The sequence below is a fragment of the Dickeya undicola genome (genome assembly GCF_000784735.1).
Taxonomy (GTDB): domain Bacteria; phylum Pseudomonadota; class Gammaproteobacteria; order Enterobacterales; family Enterobacteriaceae; genus Dickeya; species Dickeya undicola.
Window position 1 is genome coordinate 122,885 of sequence record NZ_JSYG01000004.1, and the last position, 25,584, is coordinate 148,468.

At 49.4% G+C, this 25,584-nt stretch carries 20 protein-coding genes, 1 tRNA gene and 1 pseudogene; 10 read left to right on the forward strand and 12 right to left on the reverse strand.

What is annotated here, in order from left to right:
- The first annotated feature begins 183 nt into the window (after positions 1–183).
- Together OB87_RS21125 and OB87_RS01440 are read left to right on the forward strand one after the other, a co-directional pair.
- A complete protein-coding gene (locus OB87_RS21125; RefSeq protein ID WP_072025402.1) occupies positions 184–618 on the forward strand; it encodes a DUF2946 domain-containing protein in 435 nt (144 codons plus the stop codon).
- A 165-nt stretch (positions 619–783) separates the two neighbouring features.
- Positions 784–2,268, forward strand: coding sequence for a PepSY-associated TM helix domain-containing protein (locus OB87_RS01440; RefSeq protein WP_033567668.1), 1,485 nt, complete (start codon positions 784–786; stop codon positions 2,266–2,268).
- Positions 2,269–2,416: 148 nt separating this feature from the next.
- On the opposite strand, the gene OB87_RS01445 is transcribed toward OB87_RS01440, so the two are convergent.
- Positions 2,417–4,081, reverse strand: coding sequence for a methyl-accepting chemotaxis protein (locus OB87_RS01445; protein ID WP_033567669.1), 1,665 nt, complete (start codon positions 4,079–4,081; stop codon positions 2,417–2,419).
- 1,015 nt (positions 4,082–5,096) lie between these two features.
- A complete protein-coding gene (locus OB87_RS01450) occupies positions 5,097–5,372 on the reverse strand; it encodes a hypothetical protein (RefSeq protein ID WP_033567670.1) in 276 nt (91 codons plus the stop codon).
- Between the two features lie 632 nt (positions 5,373–6,004).
- On the opposite strand from OB87_RS01450, the gene OB87_RS01455 reads away from it, so the two are divergent.
- Positions 6,005–6,190: a GhoT/OrtT family toxin gene (locus OB87_RS01455; protein ID WP_050515600.1), complete on the forward strand. Its 186-nt coding sequence runs from the start codon at positions 6,005–6,007 to the stop codon at positions 6,188–6,190.
- A 146-nt stretch (positions 6,191–6,336) separates the two neighbouring features.
- Here OB87_RS01455 and matP read toward each other — a convergent pair whose 3' ends face one another.
- Entirely contained in the window at positions 6,337–6,801 is a 465-nt protein-coding gene (gene matP, locus OB87_RS01460) for a macrodomain Ter protein MatP (protein ID WP_033567672.1), read from the reverse strand.
- 210 nt (positions 6,802–7,011) lie between these two features.
- Here matP and OB87_RS01465 point away from each other — a divergent pair, with 210 nt between their 5' ends.
- Together OB87_RS01465 and fabA are read left to right on the forward strand one after the other, a co-directional pair.
- On the forward strand, positions 7,012–8,742 hold the full coding sequence (locus OB87_RS01465) for an AAA family ATPase (protein ID WP_033567673.1): 1,731 nt from the start codon (positions 7,012–7,014) through the stop codon (positions 8,740–8,742).
- 90 nt (positions 8,743–8,832) lie between these two features.
- The gene (gene fabA / locus OB87_RS01470) at positions 8,833–9,351 is read left to right on the forward strand and encodes a bifunctional 3-hydroxydecanoyl-ACP dehydratase/trans-2-decenoyl-ACP isomerase (protein WP_033567674.1); all 519 of its coding nucleotides are present in this window, start codon (positions 8,833–8,835) and stop codon (positions 9,349–9,351) included.
- A gap of 181 nt (positions 9,352–9,532) precedes the next feature.
- On the opposite strand, the gene betA is transcribed toward fabA, so the two are convergent.
- The 3 genes from betA to betI are packed head-to-tail and all read right to left on the reverse strand — an operon-like array spanning position 9,533 to position 13,307.
- Positions 9,533–11,200 (reverse strand): choline dehydrogenase, encoded by a 1,668-nt coding sequence (gene betA / locus OB87_RS01475; RefSeq protein ID WP_033567954.1) that lies wholly within the window; start codon positions 11,198–11,200, stop codon positions 9,533–9,535.
- 17 nt (positions 11,201–11,217) lie between these two features.
- Entirely contained in the window at positions 11,218–12,690 is a 1,473-nt protein-coding gene (betB, locus tag OB87_RS01480) for a betaine-aldehyde dehydrogenase (RefSeq protein ID WP_033567675.1), read from the reverse strand.
- A 2-nt stretch (positions 12,691–12,692) separates the two neighbouring features.
- Complete coding sequence (gene betI / locus OB87_RS01485; RefSeq protein WP_033567676.1) at positions 12,693–13,307, reverse strand: transcriptional regulator BetI; 615 nt, start codon at positions 13,305–13,307, stop codon at positions 12,693–12,695.
- Positions 13,308–13,588: 281 nt separating this feature from the next.
- On the opposite strand from betI, the gene OB87_RS01490 reads away from it, so the two are divergent.
- From OB87_RS01490 to OB87_RS01505, 5 genes and pseudogenes are all read left to right on the forward strand, one after another.
- Positions 13,589–14,227 (forward strand): RpiB/LacA/LacB family sugar-phosphate isomerase, encoded by a 639-nt coding sequence (locus OB87_RS01490; RefSeq protein WP_033567677.1) that lies wholly within the window; start codon positions 13,589–13,591, stop codon positions 14,225–14,227.
- A gap of 184 nt (positions 14,228–14,411) precedes the next feature.
- Positions 14,412–14,501 (forward strand) — tRNA-Ser (locus tag OB87_RS01495).
- A 575-nt stretch (positions 14,502–15,076) separates the two neighbouring features.
- Positions 15,077–16,681 carry a methyl-accepting chemotaxis protein gene (locus tag OB87_RS01500; RefSeq protein WP_033567678.1) on the forward strand — a complete coding sequence of 535 codons (1,605 nt, stop codon included), beginning with the start codon at positions 15,077–15,079 and terminating at the stop codon, positions 16,679–16,681.
- Between the two features lie 426 nt (positions 16,682–17,107).
- A pseudogene (locus OB87_RS19565) lies at positions 17,108–17,209 on the forward strand (transposase); the annotation flags it as partial.
- 460 nt (positions 17,210–17,669) lie between these two features.
- Positions 17,670–18,497, forward strand: a complete 828-nt coding sequence (locus OB87_RS01505) for an FkbM family methyltransferase (RefSeq protein WP_033567679.1) — start codon at positions 17,670–17,672, stop codon at positions 18,495–18,497.
- A gap of 123 nt (positions 18,498–18,620) precedes the next feature.
- On the opposite strand, the gene phoH is transcribed toward OB87_RS01505, so the two are convergent.
- The 6 genes from phoH to OB87_RS01535 form a co-directional block, all read right to left on the reverse strand.
- Positions 18,621–19,409, reverse strand: coding sequence for a phosphate starvation-inducible protein PhoH (gene phoH / locus OB87_RS01510; protein WP_033567680.1), 789 nt, complete (start codon positions 19,407–19,409; stop codon positions 18,621–18,623).
- A gap of 532 nt (positions 19,410–19,941) precedes the next feature.
- The gene (gene fliZ, locus OB87_RS01515) at positions 19,942–20,454 is read right to left on the reverse strand and encodes a flagella biosynthesis regulatory protein FliZ (RefSeq protein WP_033567681.1); all 513 of its coding nucleotides are present in this window, start codon (positions 20,452–20,454) and stop codon (positions 19,942–19,944) included.
- Between the two features lie 54 nt (positions 20,455–20,508).
- On the reverse strand, positions 20,509–21,231 hold the full coding sequence (locus tag OB87_RS01520) for an RNA polymerase sigma factor FliA (RefSeq protein ID WP_033567682.1): 723 nt from the start codon (positions 21,229–21,231) through the stop codon (positions 20,509–20,511).
- A 501-nt stretch (positions 21,232–21,732) separates the two neighbouring features.
- Positions 21,733–23,151, reverse strand: coding sequence for a hypothetical protein (locus OB87_RS01525; protein WP_235425217.1), 1,419 nt, complete (start codon positions 23,149–23,151; stop codon positions 21,733–21,735).
- Positions 23,152–23,246: 95 nt separating this feature from the next.
- Positions 23,247–24,377, reverse strand: a complete 1,131-nt coding sequence (locus OB87_RS01530) for a Gfo/Idh/MocA family protein (protein ID WP_033567684.1) — start codon at positions 24,375–24,377, stop codon at positions 23,247–23,249.
- Entirely contained in the window at positions 24,374–25,555 is a 1,182-nt protein-coding gene (locus OB87_RS01535; protein WP_050515610.1) for an ATP-grasp domain-containing protein, read from the reverse strand. Before OB87_RS01535 ends, OB87_RS01530 begins: the two co-directional genes overlap by 4 nt.
- Positions 25,556–25,584: the final 29 nt, after the last annotated feature.

The window sequence follows — 25,584 nt, forward strand, 5'->3', positions numbered from 1 at the left end:
CCTCTCACATGACCTCAGTAGCAAGAAACTTCTGGGTTTGACGGCCATTAACCGGTGTTTTATGGAAAGCGGAACGCAATTTTTTCACCTCAGATGATCAAAAAAGAACATTCTCTTAACCCTTATTCCATGATCAGGTACAGTGTCAGCCATATTGTCTTTTCTCGTTGTCACATGTAACGCATGTCTCTGTTTGAACTGAGACAATGGCGGACCCCAGCCTGGCTGGGAATACTAGCCATTGTCATGATCTTCCTGGCCCCCATTATCTCGCAATCATTGCGGGCCAGTCATCACGTTCAAATATCGTTACGCACGCATCATCATGCACCTTCCGCCAGCCTCTCCGTACAGGAACATCACAGTCAACATTCCCTAGATCGCTCTGCGACGCCCAAAAGAAACATGGATGAGATGGGCATGGGCATGGGCATGGATCATGCTGCCTGCGGCTACTGCGTGCTGCTTTCTCATCTGCCGTTACTCGCCTTATCAAGCCTGCTTCAACCGACTGTTGCCAACTGGTCACCTCGCGGACACGCGCGTCTCCCTGTCTTTTTCCTGTTCCAGGTCCCACGTTTCCTGGCACCGCTACCTCGCGCCCCTCCTCGTACATAAAGCATCGCTATCACAATTCCCTGTTCATTAAAGTCGTGTTTGGCACGGCTTAGCGGCAACGCTTGTTGATGTTTTTTATCATCCGATGCCGCCGAATAACCATGTCTGTCGACGGGAGTTACATTCATCCTTGTCGACTACTGGCTTACCCTATTGGGAGATTTTATGTCCGAGTCAAAAACCGGGACATCCTTCATTCAGGCGGAATCGGTCATTGATACACCGCTGACGTATGAGGTGTCTCACAACAGTCAGGTCCGCTCACAGCGCGCAGCGTTGCAGGCATTACTGATGCGGTTACATTTTTATATCGGGCTATTTGTCGGCCCGTTCATCTTTATTGCAGCGTTGACTGGCACGCTGTATGTACTGACGCCACAAATTGAATCAAGACTTTATTCTCATCAGTTATTTACTGGCAGCGAGGGTCCCCCTCAATTGCTATCGCAACAAATTACGGCAGCGACTCACGCTTTAGGCGATAAAGCCCAGTACGCCCGGCTGACCGCTGTTCGCCCGGCACCGGAAACAGGGCAAACAACACGAGTGATGTTTTCACTCCCCGAGCTTGGTCCATCAGAAAGTTTTGCCGTATTTGTAGATCCCGTGTCACTCGACATCCGTGGCGCGCTCACGGTATATGGCACCAGCGGAATTCTGCCGTTTCGCACCCGCCTGGATTATCTGCACCGTAGTCTATTACTGGGCGATCTTGGCCGAAACTACAGTGAGCTGGCCGCATCCTGGCTATGGATTGCCGCTCTTGGCGGCCTGTGCATCTGGTTTTCGACCCGCAAAAACCATTCTCGCCTGCATCAGCGTCCCGCCGCTGTAAGCCGGAGCCCGGCCCGGCAACGCCAGCGATTACGCCGCACCCACACCGCTACTGGCCTGCTGCTGTTGGTCGGGTTGCTATTCTTTTCAGCGACTGGCCTGACCTGGTCGCGCTGGGCCGGAGATAATGTCGCCCAGCTTCGTGCGGTCATGGGATGGCAGACGCCGTCGGTCAATACTCACCTTGATACAGCATCAGCGCCGCCGTCTTCAGCCCATGCAGAACACAGCCTCATGTCGATGCCATTACACCCGACAACATCTCAGACGGATCCTCAAACGTTTGATAGCGTACTGGCCGCCGCCAGAGCAGCGGGAATTGATGCCGGTAAAATAGAGATTCGCCCAGCAACCAGACTTCAGCGGGCATGGACCGTTAGCGAAATTAATCGGACATGGCCCACGCAGGTTGATGCCGTGGCGGTTGACCCGATGACATTCCGTATCGTCGACAAAGTCAATTTTGCCGACTACCCGCTAGCAGCCAAACTGACACGTTGGGGGATTGACGCGCATATGGGGGTATTATTCGGGTTGCCGAATCAGTTGCTGTTGTCGGCATTCGGCCTCGGACTCTGTTCTCTGATCGTCTGGGGATATCGGATGTGGTGGAACCGGCGGCCAAAGCGCCCCATCGCCACGAGCCCATTGCAGACACTGACCACCGCGTTCTTGCAACTGAGTGGTCGTCTACGGCTACTGGTGCTGGTTATTACCAGTACACTGGCGATCAGCCTGCCCGTGATGGGAGTCAGTCTGGCTATGTTCCTGTTGATTGATATCTGGCGCTGGTCACACCAGCGTCAGACCGTGTAGCACGTCCATCTGACCAAACCAGCAGGTGGATGCGTGTCGGCATAGGTTATCGGCTAATGTGTATTAGCTCACACCCGGCCAATACAGGCAGTTGTAAAAAAAACCGCAGTCATAATCGGCTACGGTTTTTATGCAATATGGCTACAAATCAGAACGTTGCCCATTCCGGCGTATCAGACCCGGTTGTGTCTTTCGCGCCAGGTAGACCTGCCAGCATCAGCCCTTTTCCTCCTGGTTGCTGCCGCATCGTTCCTTTCGCTGACCCGTTACCATTCAGTTTGAACACACTGACCGTTTTCGCCAGTGTTTGCGCTTGTTCCTGCAGAGAAAGCGCCGCTGCCGCAGACTCTTCCACCAACGCCGCGTTCTGCTGTGTCGTGGTATCGATCTGACCAATTGCCAGGTTAATCTGATTGATGCCTTCGCTCTGTTCCAGACTGGCTTTGGCGATTTCAGTAATCACGCCATCGGCATTGTGCGCATTATCAATCACGGCGCCCATGGTCTGCTCCGTATTTTCCACCAGCGACATACCGTCCTGCACCTTCTGCACCGAGTTATCAATCAGCTCCTTGATTTCCTTGGCCGAATTAGCGCTGCGTTGCGCTAGCGCCCTGACCTCGCTCGCTACAACGGCGAACCCCCTGCCCTGCTCACCGGCTCGGGCGGCTTCCACCGCGGCATTCAACGCCAGGATATTAGTCTGGAAGGCGATGCTATCAATAACACCGATGATTTCCGCCATACGCTGGGATCCACTTCGGATTTCGCGCATTTCCCGGGTGACATCCGCCATCATTTCGCCACTCTGACGAACAATCTCGGAAGCCTGCCCCGCCAACGAAGCGGCGTGTTCTGTATTTGCCGCCGTATTCTTTATGGTAGCGGTCAGTTGCTCAATCGATGCGGCGGTCTGTTCCAGAGAGCTGGCCTGTTCTTCGGTGCGGGCGGACAGGTCCTGATTACCTGCGGCAATCTGCGATGCGGCGGAAGAGATGGTTTCAGCGCCATCCCGTACCTGACTCACAATGTTACGCAAGCTACTATTCATTTCATACAGTGCCTGCAACAACTTACCGGTTTCATCCTGCGCACAAACAGAGGCTTCGGTAGTCAAGTCACCTTGTGCGACCTTTTCCGCCAGCACCAACGCTTCTTGTAACGGTTGTGTCACACTACGCGTGATCCACCAGGCGATCACGCCTCCAGCCACGATACTAATAATAAAAACCAGCCACAAAATCGTACGAATATCGGTATAGCTCTTTTGTACCGCTTCCCGGGCACTCATCATCTGATCATCCTGATAATCGATGAATTCGGTAACTTTGGCCTTATACTTTTGTTGTAATCCCAGAGAAACATTTATCAATTCAGCCACAGCCTCTTGCTTATTACCACGGCTGGCCAGTTCCATCAGCTTACTTCCTGATACGCTATATTCACTGCGAATCTGTTGAATATCTCTTAATAAACTGGCTGAGCGAGCATCTTTAGCATTTTTGCTTAAATCAGCCAGCAAAGCCGTGATCTCTGAAGAATGCCCGCTAGTTTCATCATTCTTTCGCTTGATATCCTCTTTAGAGTCCAACATTAATATTAACTGTTGCCCCAGCAACGCATCATTCAACTCATCAATAAGCTTATTCCCTTTTGCTGTCATGGGGTAAAGATCGGAAACGGTATAATCCATCTTGCGATTAAAATCGCTCAGATTACTTAATGCCACCGCCCCGGCAATCAATAACATAATGATAAGAAATAAAAATCCGGCCGCCAGTCTATAGCCTATTTTTAAATTAGAAAAACTCATTATAAGCCCCTTTAATTAAATCCTTTCGGTTACAATCCAATTAAAAAATCGTGTGGCAAATAATTTATATTCACCTGGCCTCATACCTTAAGGAGGTCATTCCATTGCCAAATAAACCAGCGGCAAGCCATATCTGCCTGAACAGCAGGGATATAGGATGAGGTAACAGCACAGATCTCTGACCTGCACGCCATACAGTAGCGCCTGAATGATGGAACCTGATATGGGTAAAGGTCGAACCAATCAGGTTGGTGCGATGAACGCGCCAACGCGTTATTCCTGTCCTGGGAATCATTTTATCCTCCGTGATAGTCCATTCCCGCCGTGAATCGGCAGGTGAAGTAACCATGCCACGGTTCAGGCCAAAGCCTAAACCGCGGCACGATTATTTATTCCGGCTATTGATTAACAATAATCGGATGCGGCATCCTGCCATCCCCATTATCAGCGTAATCACCTTGTCTGAAACCACGCTGATAGCAGATTGTTTCACATTATAAAAGGAATGATAAGAGCGTTATTGTTAATACAAAAAAAAACTTATAGAAATGCCCATCACACCGCGTGATAACCTATGTGATTATTCAGGTAACAAATATCATCACGATCCAAATTTTTCTTATGAAATTGGCATAGTCTGCGATAGAACAGAAAAATGCTCGACGAATTTGTGGAAATTCAGTTGAATATTTACGCTTCCAAAGCAGTTTTCTAACGTAAAAGTAAAGTTAATTTCATTTATACCCGTCATACCTCAAGTTGCAGGTGTATCGTGCTTTGAGATTGAGTAAGCACAATGCCATAAGAGTTCCACCAGATTATCTGAAAACACGTTCCTTATCATGCGACGTAATCGGTTACCGACGTCACTCACCGCAGGCACTTTCACCTGAAGCTCACTGCTCATACATGAGTCAAAAGAGAAGAATAAGAAGGGGGACGTTAAGGGAAAATAGTACTGAAGGTGTGGTAAATGCTGTATCCCTGCAATGGATACAGCATAGGAGAACCGGAATTACTTCTTCCTGGAGGTGCCCTTGCCTTTCAGCAACTGACGAAGTTTTTTGATTTCCTTCGCCGTCAGCGGCTGCTCCACGATCTCTTCCGTATTCTGATTATCAACGATCTCTGCCTCATCAGCGTCATGGGCATGATCTTCGATATCAAAACTTTTCAGCAAACGCGCACTGACCTCAGCGCTGATCGAAACGTCGTTCTCCAACGCTGCCGCTTTGATCTTTTCTTTCAGCTCAAGCGGGATTTTCAGTGACAGACTTGATATCTCACTCATTTCATTACCTTTATGGCAGGATAAAATCTCAAACTATGCCACTCTCCATACAAAGTCCATACTGAAACAAAAAATTAATATAAATGTCATGAAAATCACAAAAAAACATAAAATAAGCATACATTTGGTGTGATATAGATCTCGGTTTTATCTCACATTTTTCATTCAGCATTTTGCCTTTATCATACCGGTTATCTGAATCAGATAGATTTAACACAGTTAACTATCCGTTCCACGTGTAAATAAATAGCCGCTGAAAAAATTATCAATTGACGTTCGGATTGTTCCGGAATCTGTATTCTTTGACACATCCGTCAAAAATAAATGGATAACCCGCGTAATATATTATTACAACAGTACATGGCCCACCGAGAGTGACAATAACGCCCGACAGCAACAACACGGCGATACTACATTGTTAACACTTGGTTGATTGTTAACACTTGGTTGGCACATCAGCGACAGATGGTGATTCGTCACCATGCTGGCGAGAACCTGGGCTACCTGCCAACAGCAGCATTGCGAGGTTTTTCCATTCGTGAACGCATCTGAGCATCAGGATAGGTTAAGTAATTGATCGAAAAGTTTTAACAGCATAGAATACGCGCCCCTATAACCATAAGGAAGTAAATGTGTCACACCATCACCTGTGGGAAATGATTAGAACCCTCTATTTCATGGGCCTTGTAGTCTCGATGCTATTTACTTTTTTTATGAGCAAAGATAATTCTCTGGCTATGCGCTTTCTGGCCTCAATATTAATCGGCATCACCTGGCCATTAAGTTTTCCCGTGGTAATCGTTTTTTCATTTTTTTAATTATTATCACTTAATGAATTAGCAGACTTGATATTACTGCCCGGTGAAAAATGCGGATTGTGCGGGGAATAAGAGGCTGCCAGCGAGGATACCGCTTCTGTGTTAACAGCCAGCCTGCTTTTTGTCGCTGTCATATCGTAGCCGGCCTATTCGTTTTCCGGCGGCTGCTCCAACATTGCTTGCAGATCCTGCCTGAGCAGTGACATTTGGCTGGCATATTTCTCTTTATGCTCAGCATCTTCGATCAATTGTACGATCGTCTCCGATAAGGTAACGCCACGACGCTGCGCCAGCGCTGCCAAACGCTGCCAGACCAGATAGTCAAGATCAATGGACTTTTTGCGGGTATGTTGGTGCTCGGCGTTGAAGTGCCGTTTGCGCCGGGCGCGAATCGTCTGCTTCATACGGTTTTCCAGTGCAGGATTCATGCACTGTGCAATCCACTCCAGCACCAACGTCGGCTGGTTTTCCATTTTCAGCAATCGACCTACGGCCTCATCGGCCGCGCTTTGCTCGATAAAGCGCGTGACTGGCTCGCCTTCGCGATGTTTTTTGACCAGGTACTTCCACTTCCAGCCGCACTCAAGATTTTTTAGTTGTTGATATTTCATACATTATTCTTTAGTGACCGTGTAACGTGCCTGAACTTGTGCCCATTGTTGCCCGATATTCCTGTTTCAAGCAATGCCTTGCTGACCATTTCCTGCCCAAAAATTCGCCAATGAATGTTCTCTGGTTCTCATCTCCAGACTCAGCGCATGTGCAGCCCCAAGAATTCTTGTATAATTGAGGTTTTCCTTTAAACGATTACAGCAGATACTTTGACCAGTAACCGACTCGAATGGCAGCAACTGCTGCCCGATCATACGCCATATCAGACGTTATTCTCCCAGGCCGCCCAACTTGCTCCTGCCGAGTTCTCAGCAGTACAGCCTCGTCTGGCCGATGCCTTGACGATTTTCTGCCATCCCCGCTCGCCTTCACGATTCATGTTATTGAAGGCGCAGGAGAACAATGCCTATCTGGCATTGATTGCCAATGCCATCGAGCATCAACCGACCCGGCAATCAGAAACGCTGCATGGTAACCGTTATCAGATCGACGGCCGTCAAATCAGTGTCCAGCCAGCCCAATACCCGGACGACAATTTTGCGGCCACCCTGCGCTGCGGCTACCAGGAGTGGATCGAGCCGGAACAGCTGTTTGGCTGCGTGCGGATATACAAAGATGATATCCGCCTACAGCCCGGCCTGATCCATCGCGTCAACGGCGGCACGCTGATTCTGTCTGCGCGAACATTACTGGCTCAGCCGCTGATGTGGCTGCGACTCAAGCAGATCATTATCGATGGTCAGTATCACTGGTTGTCTCCCGACGAACGGCGGCCTCTACCGGTTGAGATCCCGCCGATGCCGGTCGACCTGCGGCTGATCGTACTTGGCGACCGTGACAGCCTGGGTGATATCCATGAGATGGAACCAGAACTGGGCGAATTGGCGATCTATGGCGAATTTGAATCACAATTGCAGTTGATCGAACCCGAAGACATGGTGCACTGGTGTTCCTACATCAATGCGCTGTGTCTGGAGAACCAGTTGCCGCTGCTGGCCGCCGATGCCTGGCCGGAACTGTTTACACTGGCGGTGCGCTACAGCGGCGATCAGGGCAATGTCCCGTTGTGCCCGCAGTGGCTGCTCCATCAACTCAAGCACGCCGCGCTCTATGCTCGCCAGGAAGATATCACCGGACAGGCGATTATTGATGCCGTTACCGCGCGTCGCTGGCGTGAGGGTTATCTGTCCGAACGTATGCAGGATGAAATCGAGCTTGGTCAGATCCTGATCGAAACCGAAGGCGACATGATCGGTCAGGTTAATGGTCTGTCAGTGCTGGAGTATCCCGGTTATCCGCTGATGTTTGGTGAACCAACCCGTATCAGTTGCGTGGTGCACCCTGGCGACGGCGAGCTGACCGATGTCGAGCGTAAGGCTGAGCTGGGCGGCAACCTGCACGCCAAGGGCATGATGATTATGCAGGCGTTCCTGATTTCCGAGCTGGAACTGGAACAACAACTGCCGTTTTCTGCCTCGATCGTGTTTGAACAGTCCTACAGCGAAGTCGATGGTGACAGCGCCTCACTGGCAGAGCTTAGTGCGCTGGTCAGTGCCCTATCGCTGCTCCCCATCAATCAACAGTTGGCTGTTACCGGCTCTGTCGACCAGTTTGGGCATGTGCAACCGATCGGCGGCGTCAACGAAAAAATCGAAGGATTTTTCGAGGTATGTCAACGCCGTGGTCTGACCGGCAAGCAGGGCGTGATTATACCCGCAACCAATCAGCGCCATCTGTGTCTGCAGCCGGAGGTGATTAACGCCGTGCGCGAAGGGCAATTCCATATCTACATCGTGGATTCAGTGCCCGAGGCACTGATGCTGTTAACTCAAATGCCGTATGATGACGATCAACAACCGAGTCTGCTGGCGGCGATCCGCGAGCGCATCGCACAGTTAGCACCTCCGGAGCGCCGCCGCTTCCCATGGTTTTTCCGCTGAGGAAACTGGTTGGTCCAGAAGTAACGGACTTGCTCAGCGTACATCTGTACGCTAACCTGCGTGCTCCACAAAAACAGGGCTTATAGAAACATGGTAGACAAACGCGATTCCTATTCCAAAGAAGACCTTTTCGCCAGCGGACGCGGTGAACTGTTTGGTCCGCAGGGGCCACAACTGCCAGCTGGCAACATGCTGATGATGGATCGTGTCATCTCGATGACCGAAGAAGGCGGTCTGCATGGGAAAGGCTACGTGGAAGCAGAACTGGATATCCGTCCGGATCTGTGGTTCTTCGGTTGCCACTTTATCGGCGATCCGGTGATGCCAGGCTGCCTGGGTCTGGATGCCATGTGGCAGTTGGTGGGCTTCTATCTCGGCTGGCTCGGCGGTGAAGGGAAAGGCCGCGCACTGGGCGTGGGCGAAGTTAAATTCACCGGTCAGGTGCTGCCGGAAGCAAAGAAAGTGACTTATCGCATTCACTTTAAACGCGTTATTAACCGTAAGCTGATCATGGGCATCGCAGACGGTGAAGTTCTGGTAGACGGTCGTCTTATCTACACCGCAACCGACCTGAAAGTCGGTCTGTTCAAAGATACCAGTACCTTCTGATAGCGGATAAAACGCGGCGTTAACGCCGCGTTTTGCTATCCAGAGCCGTTCGGTACGATGCGATTCCCCTTTCCTTCTTTTCCCTTCGATACACCTCGCACCGTCGTTTTTTATCTGCGATTTTGCAGCACAACCACTCCCCGATCATGACACGTCACTGGATGATGTCCCTGTTCAGGTGTCATACCGAGTGAGCCAACGCGGAGTTTGCAATATAAAACGCCGCCTCACTGGGGGGGAACGGTATCCGTCCGCGAATACGATCGGCGATCTTCTCCGCCATCATTATCGTGGTGGCATTGAGGTTACCGGTAATAATCTGCGGCATGATAGACGCATCCACCACCCGCAATCCAGAAAGCCCGTGCACTCGCCCTTGACCGTCCACCACGGCCATCGCATCCTGACCCATTTTGCAGGAACCACATGGATGATAGGCGGTTTCCGCCTGCTGGCGAATGAACGCATCTAATTCGTTGTCACTCTGCGCCTGTGGCCCTGGGCTGATTTCCGTCCCCCGATAACGATCCAATGCGGGCTGCGATATGATTTCCCGGGTAATACGAATCGCTGCACGAAACTCCTGCCAATCCTGTTCGCTCGACATATAGTTGAACAGAATACTCGGGTGCTGGCGCGGATCGCGGGATCGCAACTGGATGCGACCCCGGCTCGGTGAGCGCATTGATCCCACATGCGCCTGAAACCCGTGTTCACGCACGGCCTGAGAACCGTTGTAATTGATCGCCACTGGCAGAAAGTGGAATTGCAGGTTGGGCCAGTCAAACGCTTCGCTACTGCGAATAAACCCACCGGCCTCAAACTGATTACTGGCACCGATGCCCGTACCGAAAAATAACCATTCGGCACCAATCTTCGGCTGATTAACCCACTTCAACGCTGGATAGAGCGAAACCGGCTGTTTGCAGCGATACTGTAAATACATTTCCAGGTGGTCTTGCAGATTCTGCCCCACGCCCGGTAAATGCTGTACCAACGGAATAGCCAGGCTCTGCAGCAAATCCGCCGGGCCGACGCCAGATCGTTGTAATATCTGCGGCGACGCAATCGCTCCTGCGCACAGCAGGACTTCACGCCGGGCCGCAACCCGCCGCGGCTGATTGCTGTTGCCGCGTAGATAGCTGACGCCGGTCGCCCGTTTACCGTCAAACAGAAGGCGATCAGTCAGCGCATGAGTCACTATAGTCAGATTCGGGCGTCCCCGCGCCATGTCCAGATAGCCGCGGGCGGTGCTGGCCCGGCGTCCGTCAGGGGTTACTGTGCGATCCATTGGGCCAAACCCTTCCTGCTGATAGCCGTTCAGGTCATCCGTACGCGGATAACCAGCCTGTACGCCTGCGGCGACCATCGCATGAAAAAGCTCGTTGTTTCCCGTTTTGGGTGTCGTCACACACACTGGCCCCTGATCACCGTGATAGGCATCTGCACCACTATCGCGCCGTTCCGCCAGACGAAAATACGGCAGGCAGTCGCGATAGCCCCAGTCAGCCAGGCCGGGCAAGCTCGCCCAGTGCTCAAAATCCATAGCGTTGCCGCGGATGTAGCACATACCGTTGATCAGCGACGAACCGCCCAATCCTTTACCACGCCCGCATTCCATGCGCCGGTTATCCATATACGGCTCAGGATCGGTTTCATACGCCCAGTTGTAGCGCCGCCCTTGTAGCGGCCAGGCCAGTGCAGCCGGCATTTGAGTTCGAAAATCCAGCCGGTAATCCGGGCCACCTGCTTCCAACAACAGAACGCTGACATCCGGGTCCTCCGTCAGCCGGGCGGCCAGCACGTTGCCGGCAGAACCGGCACCAATAATGATGTAGTCATAATCCATGTCATCCTCCGTCAGCATTAAAAAATCGGATTGAAATCTCCCAGTTCGACCTGAATGGATTTGGTTTGGGTATAACTTTGCAACGTGACGATGCCGTTTTCACGCCCAACACCCGAGTGCTTGTAACCGCCGACCGGCATTTGCGCAGGCGATTCACCCCAGGTGTTGATCCAGCCAATACCCGCTTGCAGTTGATGGATAACCCGATGCGCCCGGCTGATATCCCGCGTCACCACGCCAGCTGCCAATCCATAATCGGTCGCATTGGCGCGTCGAATCACCTCTTCTTCATCGTCGTATGTGAGGATGCTCATTACCGGTCCGAAAATCTCTTCGCGCACAATGGTCATCTCATCCCGACAGTCGGTGAATACCGTGGGGGCCACCCAGGCATCGTGCGCGAATGCATCGCCCTCCGGCGCACCGCCTCCAGTCAACAATCTGGCACCTTGTGCTTTGCCGAGTTCGATGTAACGCAACACCGATTCCCGGTGAGCCATACTTGCCAACGGGCCGAAATTCACCGCCAGGTCGGTCGGGTCCCCCATACGGATACGAGCCACGCGTTCAAGAATTTTGTGCTCAAAAGCCCGCTTCAGCGCAGCCGGGATAAATACCCGCGTGCCATTGGTACACACCTGGCCGCTACTGAAAAAGTTGGCTGCCATAGCGATATCAGCGGCCCGATCCAGATCAGCGTCATCAAAAATAATCAGCGGCGATTTGCCGCCCAGCTCCATCGTCACCGCTTTGAGGCTGGATTCAGCGGCATTCGCCATCACCGTTTTGCCGCTAGCCACACCGCCAGTAAAAGACACTTTGGCAATGCCGGGATGACGCGTCAGCACCTGACCAACATTCTTACCACTGCCAGTCAGCACATTGAATACGCCCGCAGGCAGCCCCGCCTCATGGTAGATTTCTGCCAGTTGCAAGGTTGTCAGCGAGGTCAACTCACTGGGTTTAAAGATCATGGCATTGCCCGCTGCCAGCGCAGGGGCAGACTTCCAGAGTGCAATCTGAATCGGGTAATTCCAGGCACCAATCGCGGCTACCACGCCCAATGGCTCTTGTCGGGTATAGACAAAGGACATCTCACGCAGCGGGATCTGTAGCCCTTCCAGCGAGGGGGCCAACCCGGCGTAATATTCCAGCACATCCGCCCCGGTGGCGATGTCAACGGTTCGGGTTTCCGCCAGTGGCTTGCCGGTATCATGGGTTTCCATCAATGCCAGTTCGTCATTGCGTTCACGAAGTATCGCTACGGCGCGCTGTAACACTCTCGCCCGTTGTATTGCCGACATTGCCGCCCATACCCGTTGCCCATGCTGCGCAGACGTAACCGCGCGATCGATGTCCCCGACAGTGGCTTCCTGTAATTGCGCGATAACGTCACCCGTCGCCGGATTAACGGCAGGAAACCTGTCGTTACCGTCGCTGTTGACCCGTTCGCCGTGAATAAACAGTGGTTGTAAACCATAAAGTGACATGATCAGTTCTCCTGTTCAGGTATAACGCAGGCCTCCGGCTTTAGTAGGCAGTCAATAAAGTGACAAGCAACCGCCAGCGACGCCTCCCGGCTACATCCGTTGTCGTTCAGCGCACTGCGTAGCCACAGTCCGTCAATCAACCCCGCCAGACCTCTTGCCGCCCGACGAGCCTCTTCACGCGGTAAACAACGACGAAATTCGGCACAAAGATTGGAATAAAGCCTGTGGCTACTGACGCGCTGCAATCGATAAAGGTTGGGGGAATGCATACTGCTCGCCCAAAACGCCAGCCAGGTTTTCATCGCTGCGGCATTGGTTTGACTCGTATCGAAATTACCCGCCACCATCGCCCGCAAACGTAATCTGGGATCGTCTGACGTCAGTGTTGCCAGACGCGTCCTGACCGCCGTGCCCAACAGGCGCAACAGATAACGCATGGTGGCGTCAAGCAGGCCATTTTTGTCTTGAAAATAGTGACTGATGATGCCGTTAGAAACGCCTGCTCGTCGGGCAATCTGTGCAATAGACGCCTCATGCAGCCCCACTTCATCAATCGCCATCAATGTGGCATCAATCAATTGCTGTCGCCTGATCGGTTGCATCCCCACTTTGGGCATAAGTTCCTCCTGCGGCGGACGCATTACGGCTGCGTCTGCCTATGATTGTCTGGTTATCCACGTTCATTGAATCTTTTTTTAATTGAATGATCAATCAAAAATAAATTTAACCCAAGAATCACAATAGCGACAACAACCACGAGAGATCGATCAGCTCACGTTTTTGCGATCAATTCCGGTTTCTGGTGGTTTGCGGTTTCTGGCGAGCAAGGTATACTGGGCCATCTAAATGAAATAGTGTTTTAAAAAATGTAGTTGTCCGCACACATAAAGGAACGAACATGAAAATTGCACTGATTAACGAGAACAGCCAGGCCGCAAAGAACGCGATCATCGCCGCTGCCCTGTCTAAAGCCGTTGAACCGCAGGGTCACACCGTATACAACTACGGTCAATATGCCGTTGAAGATGCGGCACAGCTGACCTACATCCAGAACGGTATCCTGGCTGCCATCCTGCTGAACTCCGGTGCCGCTGATTTCGTGGTCACGGGTTGTGGGACCGGCCAGGGTGCGATGCTGGCTTGTAACTCTTTCCCGGGTGTAATCTGTGGTCTGGTTGTTGACCCGTCCGACGCTTACCTGTTCTCCCAGATCAACAACGGTAATGCAGTTTCTCTGCCTTACGCCAAGGGTTTTGGCTGGGGTGCCGAACTGAACCTGGAAAACCTGTTTACCCAGTTGTTCAAAGAAGAAGGCGGCCGTGGTTACCCGAGCGATCGCGTTGCTCCGCAGCAACGTAACAAGAAAATCCTGGATGCGGTTAAAGAAGTCACCTACCGTGATCTGATAACCATCCTGAAAGGTCTGGATCAGGATCTGGTCAAAGGCGCTATTGCCGGTCCGAAATTCCAGGAATATTTCTTCGCTAACAGCACCAACGCGGAGCTGACCAGCTACATCAAATCCCTGCTGAACTAATTCCGCTGGGTAGTATTATTCTGACCACCGCCCCGGCGGTGGTCTTTTTTTATCGGTTATTTGGCGTGCTTCCGTTCAGGTCGAACAACAGTTAGCCAGACGTTTCAAAAGCCTGAAATACTGCTTGACCATAACAGGGTGACTCCCTATAGTAGCGCCCCGTTGCCCCTGACGGCGACGATCCGGTGAGGTGTCCGAGTGGCTGAAGGAGCACGCCTGGAAAGTGTGTATACGTGAAAACGTATCGAGGGTTCGAATCCCTCCCTCACCGCCAGATTAAAAACAAAAACCCCAGACGCAAGTTTGGGGTTTTTGTTTTTAATCGGTGACGGAACGGATGAGAAGCCTCGACTGGGTTCGACAAAACGGCTTGGTTCCGACAATCTGATAGCGATAAGTCGTCACAAGAAAGAAAAAACATTCATTAATTGGCCCCCTATATACCCGTCATTGTTCAAGTTACAGGTGCGTTGGCTACGCTACAAGACTCTCTGAGCCTTGCCCTAAAAGGCCAACGTATTGTGTTGTTCAAAACGCCGAGCGCTTTGTCCTGCAACTTGAAGTATGACGGGTATAAGCAATTCTTTATATGCTACTTCCTTGCATTTATGCTCTTCAGCACGTCTTCATCAAGATATGGGTATCATTTCACCAATATAATTAACTCACTGATATTAAAGCCAGAGATAAAAAATAATTAATTAGATGGCTTATATTTTCCATGGAAACATACAAAAAATCATTTTTTCATCATCATTAATGTTCACTTAATCTAAATAAAATAAATTCAGTACGGTAAGATAATTACACTTTTTATCCCCAACCTCATTTTTGGCGGAGCATCCCACCATGACCATTGTGAAAAAATTAGCTATTGCAATCAGTATTTTTTCTCTAGCTCTGATTGGCGTAGGCATTTTTGGTCTTTATTCACTGAGCCAGTCAAAAGATCGTCTGGAATATGTGATGATTAACACATTACCCAGCCTTGATAATTTGGTTAAGTCGAATGATGCATTAAACAATGCTCGTAGTAATCTGGCACTTATTTTTCTTACCCGCGATGAACAACAGCGTAATAGCTTAAAACGTTCGCTTGATGACTCGCTGAACAACGTTGAAAAATTAAATGCCACCTATAAAAAGGACCTGCTCTCTGACAACAAAGATGCGCAGATGACCGATGATAACCTGCAATACCTGAACGAATTCCGTGCCGCTGAAAACAAGCTGTTTCAGCAGTCTCAAACTGATGCTCAAGCCGTGGAGAAAGCCTTTGCCTCTCAGGGTTATATCACTCAGGCTCAGGATAAATTGGTAAAAGGCTTTCAAGATCAATACAACTACAATGTTGGCCTGGCCGGAGGATTGCAGGATCAGAATAACACCAGTTTCAAACAGGCTTTCTTCGGGCTGGTCGGATTGATTGTAGCGGCTCTGCTCGCCGCCGGTGCCTTATCCACGGTAATTATCAGCTATGTACGCGCCAGCCTGAATGCCCTGCGCCAGACACTGATCACCGTGAGTGAAAATCTGGATTTGACCCTGCAAGCCGACAGCAGAAAGAACGATGAAATCGGCCAGACCGCCAGCGCCTTTAACAATCTGATCCAGCGGTTCTCCACCGTGCTTGCTGACGTACGTTCCGCCAGTGAAAGCGTTTCGACGGCATCCGGTGAAATCGCCGCTGCCAACGAAGACCTCTCCGCCAGAACGGAAGAGCAGGCCTCTTCGCTGGCGCAGACAGCTGCGAGTATGCATGAAATCTCATCCACCATCGAAAGTAATGTCGACAATACCGCACAGGCCAATCGCCTGGGCCAGCAGGCCGGTGTTGCAGTCCAGCATGGTGATGAAGCAGTACAGCGTATGATGCGTGCAATGGAAGAGATTGCTCACGGCTCTGAAAAGGTCGCCGATATCACCAATCTCATTGAAGGTATCGCTTTCCAGACCAATATCCTGGCGCTGAATGCCGCGGTGGAAGCCGCACGGGCAGGTGAACATGGACGCGGTTTCGCGGTGGTAGCTGGTGAAGTCCGCACGCTGTCTCAGCGTTCCTCCTCCGCAGCCAAAGAGATCAAGACCTTGATCGACAGTGCGATTGCCGCCGTGCGGCATGGTGCAGTCCAGGCTGACGAAGTCCGTGATTCCATCAATAACGTGAAAGGTGTGATTCAGAACGTGTCCAGTCTGGTCAATGAAGTGTCTCTGGCATCTGAAGAACAAAGCCGCGGTATTTCCCAGATTAACACGGCCATTAATCAGATGGAGGGAGTAACACAGCAGAATGCCGCTATGGTAGAGCAAGCTTCATCTGCGGCGGACTCACTCAACGAGCAGGCCACCAAATTGCGCCAGTCGGTGGAGGCCTTCAAACTGCAGGGGAACGGCCATTTTACCGACTCGTATGCCATGAACGACATACAGCCATTACGCCTCGGCCATCACTGATCGGTTTCGCACCTAACAACAGGGCTGCTTTCGCAGCCCTTAGTGCATTGACAGCCCCATGCTATTAACAACCGGAGGTCGCGAACGCACCATTCTCGTCCATTTTCAGAGCTCGTACCGCCATGTTAAACATGATTCACCAATTTTCTGGGTCTGCTCATCATACGAGCTCTGTCACTCAGCAATAACCGACAAGCGTCACCTTCTCTAATTTATGTGCTATCGCCAACAGCGGCTATCACACAACACCTTCAACAATATATGACACCACTAACAAAGCCATAATGCGTGCGACGCTCCACATTTGTCTTACACATTCCTTATACTGGACTGCCCCCACACCGGTAGACGATCCTGCCCTACAGTTTGAACTGACCCCGCTCCGGTAGACGAACCTGCCCTATAGTTTGAGCATAGGAGGAGCATATGGGCACACCACGATTTACACCTGAATTTAAGGAAGAGGCCGTCCGTCAAATCACGGAGCGCGGCTATTCCGTTGCCGAAGTATCCGAGCGACTGGGCTTACTGACTCTTATATCCTTGACGTTGATATCTTTTGTAACGGCGAGTAGCCTCATATTATGAATCAATAGTATGACTAAATGAGACATAAGGACGCTGAACATCAGTATCGGGGCGAAAAGACAAAGACAAGCGCAGCGCTATTATGCAATAACCATTCAGCGTACTGTGTGAGCCAATATTTATACAGCTCATGATTCCAACTAAATAGCTTCTCACATTAATGCTCCACTTATCATTGCGCGGCTCCAGAGCTGGCGGGATGTCATCTCTCACAAGTGTAGCGCTATTATGAGAAGCTATTTAGCTGATTGATATATAGTTTCAAATATTAATAGCATACCCGGAGTAAAGACGGTATCGTCAGTTTTAAGGATTCCGGGTCACTATCGGAGACAAGTATGATAGGGGCCAAGTTCTGCACTTTACAAAAGATCATGTTAACCCTAAGAGGCATAAATCAGTGAATATTCAGCATTTTATTGAAAATGAAGAGATTTATTTCGCGCCAATGCTGGAAAGACAAAAAAATGCTACGGAAGAAGATAAATTGATGTGGCGCACTGAAAATGTGCATCAACGGCGTCAACGCGTCTCGCTGGAGCTTTTTCAACGACTCCAGGGAAAAGTAGCTTTCGGCCCCTTTAAAAATTTATTACTAACCCAGGATACCTGGTGGGGAAAATCGGATTTAGGGTCAATGCTGCTTGGCCTTTATGAGAAGGAAATCCTGGATTTTATCTGCCATACCGAATCCAACCAATTTGATACATTTATCGATATTGGGGCAGCGGATGGCTACTATGCCTGTGGAATGCTTTTGAGCAAAAAAGTACGCCATGCTATCTGCTTTGAGCAGAACAAACATGGGCAAGAAGTCATTGCAGAAAATTGGCGCAGGAATGGTGCGGTCGGAGAACTGCAGATATTCGGAGAAGCCAATTCAAATAACTTGTCACTGATTCAACATGTTGATTTCCATAAAGCTCTGATGCTGATTGATATTGAAGGTGCTGAATTTGATGTGTTAAATGAGGCATTCATAGAAAAAATACAAGGCGCAACAATTATTATTGAAATTCACAACTGGATAGACGGTTTTCTCGGTAAGTATCGAGAGCTGCTACATATTCTTGATCAATATTTCAATATCAATGTATTGGATCGTGTCGAACGTCCCACCGTTCATCTGGATATCCTACGCGATTTTACTGATGACAACCGCTTATTGCTAACATCTGAGGCGAGACCTTGCCTGATGCGCTTTTTGCTTTTAACCCCTAAAAACTAATCGACGCACAAAAATATCAAACAAGAGATGCTATCCCACTTATACGTCAATAATCAAAAATAGCATCATTCTCTCTGAAAACAGGGCTGCGAAAGCAGCCCTGTTGCTATTTGGGAAAACCGCTCAGGAATACGCCACCAGCGTACGCTGGCACAGCTCGGAGCGGACGCAGTCCTCTTTGCCAAAGGTGACAATGCCCACCATACCATCCTCCGTGAATCGTTCCAACGCATCACGCAGGCCCGACTTCACGCCCACGGGCAGGTCGCATTGCGTAATATCACCATTGACGATCACCGTGACATTCTCGCCCAGACGTGTCAGGAACATCTTCATCTGATTGACGGTAACGTTCTGTGCTTCATCCAGAATCACTACGGCATTCTCGAACGTCCGTCCACGCATATAGGCGAATGGCGCAATCTCCACTTTGGCGATTTCCGGCCTCAGGCAATACTGCAAGAAGGAAGAGCCGAGCCGACGTTGCAACACGTCATACACCGGCCGAAAATAAGGCGCGAATTTCTCCGCGATGTCGCCCGGCAGGAAACCGAGATCCTCTTCCGCCTGTAATACCGGCCGTGTAACAATAATACGTTCAACCTCTTTATGAAGCAGTGCTTCGGCCGCTTTGGCCGCACTGAGAAACGTTTTGCCACAACCCGCCTCACCGGTGGCAAAGATTAACTGTTTATTTTCTATTGCAGACAAGTAGTGTTCCTGAGCTGGGGTTCGGGCCTCAATCATTGAGGTGTCGCGGCTTTCACGCGCCATACCGATAGCTTCAATGCCGCCCAACTGAACCAGAGAAGTGACCGAATCTTCTTCACGCTGACGATGACTGCGCGATTCGCGTCTGATCACACGTTTGGCTTCACGACGCGCTTTGATCACTGCTTTTTGTCTTCCCATAGTGGCACCTTACAGTTTGTTTCACTGACCGAACGACCTAAAGCCGACGGTGTTTTGTTCACAAATGAGGTTTGGCTTCCTTATTAAGCCGTAACGCAGGTGGGATGAAAAAAACCGATGCAAAATTGGCGCTGTCACCACTGTAGGTATGACGGCGCACTCGGCATCAGCGTTGGAGAATGGAGCGGGAATCACTCCAGGGAACATATCGTAACTATCAGGGGGCAGTGAGAAAATGAAGCGGGAGGGAGATCCTCCGCATCGATAAACCGATAAATGCGGGCGAATTTGCTGGCTATTCCGTCCAGGGAAGGACTCTACCATTCGCGCTCCTCACTGTGACAATAACTATTCGGGTGAATAATGATTGACCGTATCAGGCACCCGACATCTGAAGATGAAATTACCGTCCACAGATGTCATTACGATGACAGTGCTATATTTTGCCCCGGTATGGCAAGTGTTTTCACATCACCATAACATAAAACTATGAGCCAGGTTTCCTCCGCTCGTCAGCGGAGGAACGAGAAGGCTAGTAATGCTTCTGCCAATGTAGATATTGATCATACTTCCGCAGAGCACTGCGGTATGTATTCTGCTCGATATCAGGCAAATAATCGCAAATACGTTGCTGAATATTGCCATCCGAGGAGAAACTTTCCTGCGGATAATTCTTTAACAGCAGCAATTCATCAAGGCGCCGCAAGCGGATGACATATTCCCGCATCGTGCTATGACGCACTTCAGTCTGTTCGATCAGATACTGTGTAAACGCTTTGATATCGAAATAATTGGCGTGCGTATTGCAGAAAACTTCACTGCAAAAACGACATAAGGGGATGAGTTCTTCTTGCACAGACTCCCAAATAGCGTTGTCAATCAACCGATCCATCATGGCTATCGACTTTTTATTGATGAGCTGATCGCGGAATACCAGCGAAACACGATCCAGTTCCTTGGCACAATTGGCGCAGTGTGTTTGCCTGTGTTTGAAGTCTTTTAAATAACGGCTAAGAAGCTGCTTCTTCCTGGTTGCTTGAGGCATGAGTCCATTCCTGACAGTAGTGTGGGTACAACTACATATCTGCGTGCTCCAAAATTAAATATCACTCATTAATTTCGCACGCAGACGCTTTATCGCCTGGCTATGCAACTGACTAACGCGCGACTCCCCGACTTCCAGAACTGCCCCAATCTCCTTTAGGTTCAGCTCTTCCTGATAATAGAGGGTCAACACCATTTTCTCCCGCTCTGGTAGGCTCTCAATCGCATCCATCACTCGCTGGCGTAAATTCACGTCCATCAATTGATTTAACGGATTGGCTTCTTCATTTCCTTCCAGTAACGCCTCAGCGCTATCCCCATGCTCTTCCCGCCACTCATCGTAAGAAAACAACTGGCTATTGTTGGTATCCAGAAGAATCTGTCGATATTCCTCCAGCGGGATGTTCAGGGTTTGGGCCACTTCCTGCTCGGTTGGAGCCCGGCCGAGTGACTGTTCAGCCTGTTGCATTGCCTGAGCGACCTCACGGGCGTTACGCCTGACGCTGCGCGGTGCCCAGTCCCGGCTGCGCAACTCATCCAGCATCGCGCCACGAATACGTTGCACGGCATAGGTAGTGAATGCCGTGCCCTGCAACGAATCATAACGTTCTACAGCACTGAGCAGCCCAATTCCTCCCGCTTGCAGGAGATCATCGAGTTCAACGCTCGCCGGAAGACGAACCTGTAAGCGTAAGGCTTCATGGCGCACCAAAGGAACATAGCGCTTCCATAATGAATTTTTATCCATTGTGCCTTCAGCGGTATACAGTTCGCTCACAGTGATAAATACCTATAAAATTAAGGTGCTCAGTAACATTATGCGTTTAGCATACTATGGCAATCGGCAGAATAGGTGTAGAAAAAAGGCTTTTTTCAGATATGAGCCGGATGCCCTTCCTGAATATTGTAGCCGCTATAGCGTAAGGTGGATACCTTCCAGCAGTCGGCACCAACCATTTTTGTGATGTGCAGTTATTGACTGATAATGCAAGAAACTATTAATACAATAATAGTCATGATGTCAGAAACGACACCAGGCAACCAATAAAGGTATACCCAAAATAATTCGAGTTGCAGGAAGACGGTAATCGAGTGAATCCCCAGGAGCTTACTCAAGTCAGTGACCAGGGTGAACGAGGGCAGCCAACGCACCTGCAACTTGAAGTATGATGGGTATATACGGTGATAAACCGCTATTTCTGACGGTCGACAGAATAAAAGGTAACCAAGGAATAAAGCACCATTCCATTGATGCCTTATTCCTGTTGCTCAACAAATCTTAGTTGTTAATTTTATTTTCATATTTTTCAACAAGATAATCTTTGTATTCCGAGTAGCGATTTTGCGCATCCTTGATAGTCGTTACCACCCAGGCAAATGAACTTTCTCTGTGATTGACGTCACATGCTGAGGTCGAGTCTATCCTCGAAATATCATGCATCTCAGGTATCTCATCCACTGCAGCAGAGAGAGCAACCTGATCCAAAAACCAAACAACATTATTTTTATACAAATTATCCCAAATAAAGTGAGCGACTTTATCGATAAAGGCTGTTGACAGTTCCCCACCTTTAAGATAGACAAACCCTGCGAATACTTTCTCCCAGAATGGTGAGTTATCGTCTTTCGTAATAAGTACATCACCTGATAAATCAATAGAGTGCTCGATTAAGCTCCAGTTCTTCCTCACCAGACAATCCGCATCCAGAATCAATAGTGGCCCTTCGTTTATGGACAACAAATAACTAGCAAAAATAAACCGTCTCGATGCGTAGTGAACATTTACCCCAGGGACATCGCCAAATGTCTCTGTTGAGCATGAAATATTTAACTCTGGGAATTGCTGTTTTTTCGCTTTAATATCATTAAACGTTTCATCATCAATATTGTAGACATGGATGTGAACATTCAAGCTATCTTTATTGGTTTCATATAATGAATATAGCAGATAAATAGTATGCTGATGATAGTACTTTACATCACAGGAAACTAAAACCGTAGGTTTTTTATTTTTGTTTTCTTTTTGCAATAGCCATGTGTAACTTTCATAAGGCAGTTGATTTCTCGCTGAAACGAGAGAAGTGAAATCAATATAACTATTGGGATATGCACCATTTTTAAATATGGTCGTCACTATCATCAACAACGCCAATGGGTCTTCACCGATCAAGTACGAATTCTCAGTCATCTTTTTAACGAGAAGAAATGCGTACTCATAATTCTCTTCAACAATACAGGTAAGCAATAAGATCTTGAAAACGACAGGTACATCAACTAATAACGAAAAGTTACTTTCTATTAAGGCAACCGCATGTTCTACCGCTCCCACACGGAATAAAATTTGTATCGATGCAACTAAATATTCTAAGTTTGGTGTCAAGTTAATGGCATCAATAAGTGAATTGACTATACCCTCTACATAATCGGGAGGTAACTTGACTTGTTGCCCACCCCATTTATCATCGAATGCCAGATTAGACAGAGCAATAGTCTGCAACATCAACCTCAGTGCTTTATCCTGTGCTTCAGGCAAATTACTTGGACTCTCAGCAAGTTTTTTATTCAACTGATAAATATCACAACTTCTTTTGCCAATTAAATCAATGATCATATCTTTAGGAAGATCACCAACATCACCCAGCATAATTTCTCGACTAAACACATCGCGATAATACTGATGCGCGGATTTCATATGCATGTAATTATTCATAAGTAGCCTTCTAAAAGGTTTTCCTGCACTTAAACTATCAACCATATGGCATAAAAATACCATATGGACATTATATGCTGTTATTATGACAGTGTTATACGCCCGCCAGAATGCGCGCTGGCGGCAGCGGCCTGGAGATAACGAATACCTCGCATCGCAACATCGGCACCAAACACATACTCGTGTGTACCTTCTTTCAGATAGGAAGCAACATCCTCGTAGTAATTAGCAAATGCTTCAATGAATCCAGCAGGGTGGCCTGCTTTAAAGCGGTTGTATCGTGGCTGGGATGCGATCAGGTTATCCGGATGCGTCCGGTCTATTACATAGGAAACGCCGTTAATATTGCAGAGTTTCAAATGTTCAGGGTCCATTTGCAGCCATTCAGCCGATCCTTTGCTACCATAAACCCGGATACGCAGCCCATTGCGGTAACCCAATGCTGCCTTGGTGTACCAGTAATTGCACACCACCTGATTGGTGTAACCAGAGATGCAGTGAACCGTATCCACCACATCTGGAATCTCACCGAATCGATGGTGCACCGCATACACATCCTGCGCCTGCTCACCGATGATGAAATCCACCATTTGATGGGCATGAACCCCCAAGTCCAGCGACACGGTAGGGATCACGCCATCATGCTGACGCCAGTCCTGCGGGCGCGGCACCGCCCCACTCTTCACATGACGCAGAAACCCCTCCTGGGGCATTTCAACCATAACCTGCCTGATCTGGCCCAGCTCACCATCGGCGATCCGCTGCTTTAACTCCCTGACCATCGGGTAACCGGAATAATTGAAAGTAACCAGCAGAGTCCCCTTCATGTGCTCCAGCGCCTGCTGAATCTCGGCCACTTCCTCTACACTGGTTGCCAGCGACTTCTCACAGATAACGGGCAGTTGATGCTCAATACAAGCAATGACAATATCTTTATGCGTCGGCGTCGGTGTCAGAATGATCACCGCATCCAGTTTGCTGGCTTCGGCCTGCAAAAAGCCGCTCAAATCGCGATACACACGGTCTTCATGAATTCCCCAACTGGCAGCGGTTTGTTGATTGATATCATCATGCCGACTGAAAAAACCTGACACCAGTTCGAAATGTCCATCCATCTGCGAAGCAATCTTGTGTGTTTCACCGATTGCTGAATTAATACCTCCGCCAATGAACCCGACTTTTAATGCCTCACCGTTGTTTGTCATACTTTTCATTTCGCTTTCCCCAGAAAAGAGTGGCTCACCACCAGGTGATTTTTCAGGTTCACTGTGCTTTTTAGCAATTCGGCTTCTTCATCGAAGGTCATAAACACCACGGCAGCGCGATCGCCTGGTGCCGGGTTCAACACTTCGCCGCTTTTTTTCAGCGCGACACTTTCCAATAATTCACCGGGCAGTTGGTGATAACGCAGCGCATTAAAGATCGTTCTCTCAGACACCGATACGGTATGCCTGCCAACATAATGGCGAGCCGTTGGCCGCTTATTGGTGAATGTCGACGGCAGCGACAAAAAAGGTGCCACAAAATATTCCGCGTAAGGGATATCGGTGGAATAACGAATCAATTGGCAATATAAATCTCCTGGGCAGCGCCGGGTCAGTTCGATCAGCCAAAAATCGTCGCCATTGGCAATAAATTGTGTATGCAGCAGGCCATCACATAAATTCAGATCGGTAACAATACTGTTGATACAGTCACTGACGGCATTTTTCAGCGTTTCACTCATTTGATGAGCGACACAGCTGCTGTCCACCTGATAAGGGTAAACGGTGCAATATTCATTAACGAAGAACTCGCAGGCTATCTCACCATTGCGAATAAAGGCCGAGTGACTGTGCAATGAGCCCTGCTTGAACTCTTCTATCACGACTTGACCGCTTGCAGAGGAGGATGCAGCCAGTTGATAAGCCGGTAAAATATCCTGCTCACACTGGACTAACGTAATACCACGGCCACTATAGGCATCCACCGGCTTCACCAAAATTGGGTACGACAGTTGTCCTGCGCAGGCAATATCACGTACCGCAGTGGGAACAGGCAAGCCTTTGCGCTGAGCATAACTACGAAATTCATCTTTTCTCAGCAAAATGTTGGTTGTCTCAACCGAATCGAAACCAGGCATACCTAATGATTCAGCAACCCAAGCCCCAGTTTCGTAAGACACATCCGTCACACCGGGTAGGATAGCCTTAACATTTTCCTTTCTGACAATACCGAGGATTGCCTCTTTGTCCGAATAATCTTCAACAATCGACCGGGTTGCACGGATATGACCAGGATCGCCCGGTTTACCGCTACACACACCGATGGCAACCCCCTGCTCCAGGCACGCTTCCAGCAGTGGTAACGCAGAAAAACCGGCATCAAGCATTAAGGCATCTATCGTCGACATATCCATTCTCTGTTACAAAATTTCAGGTA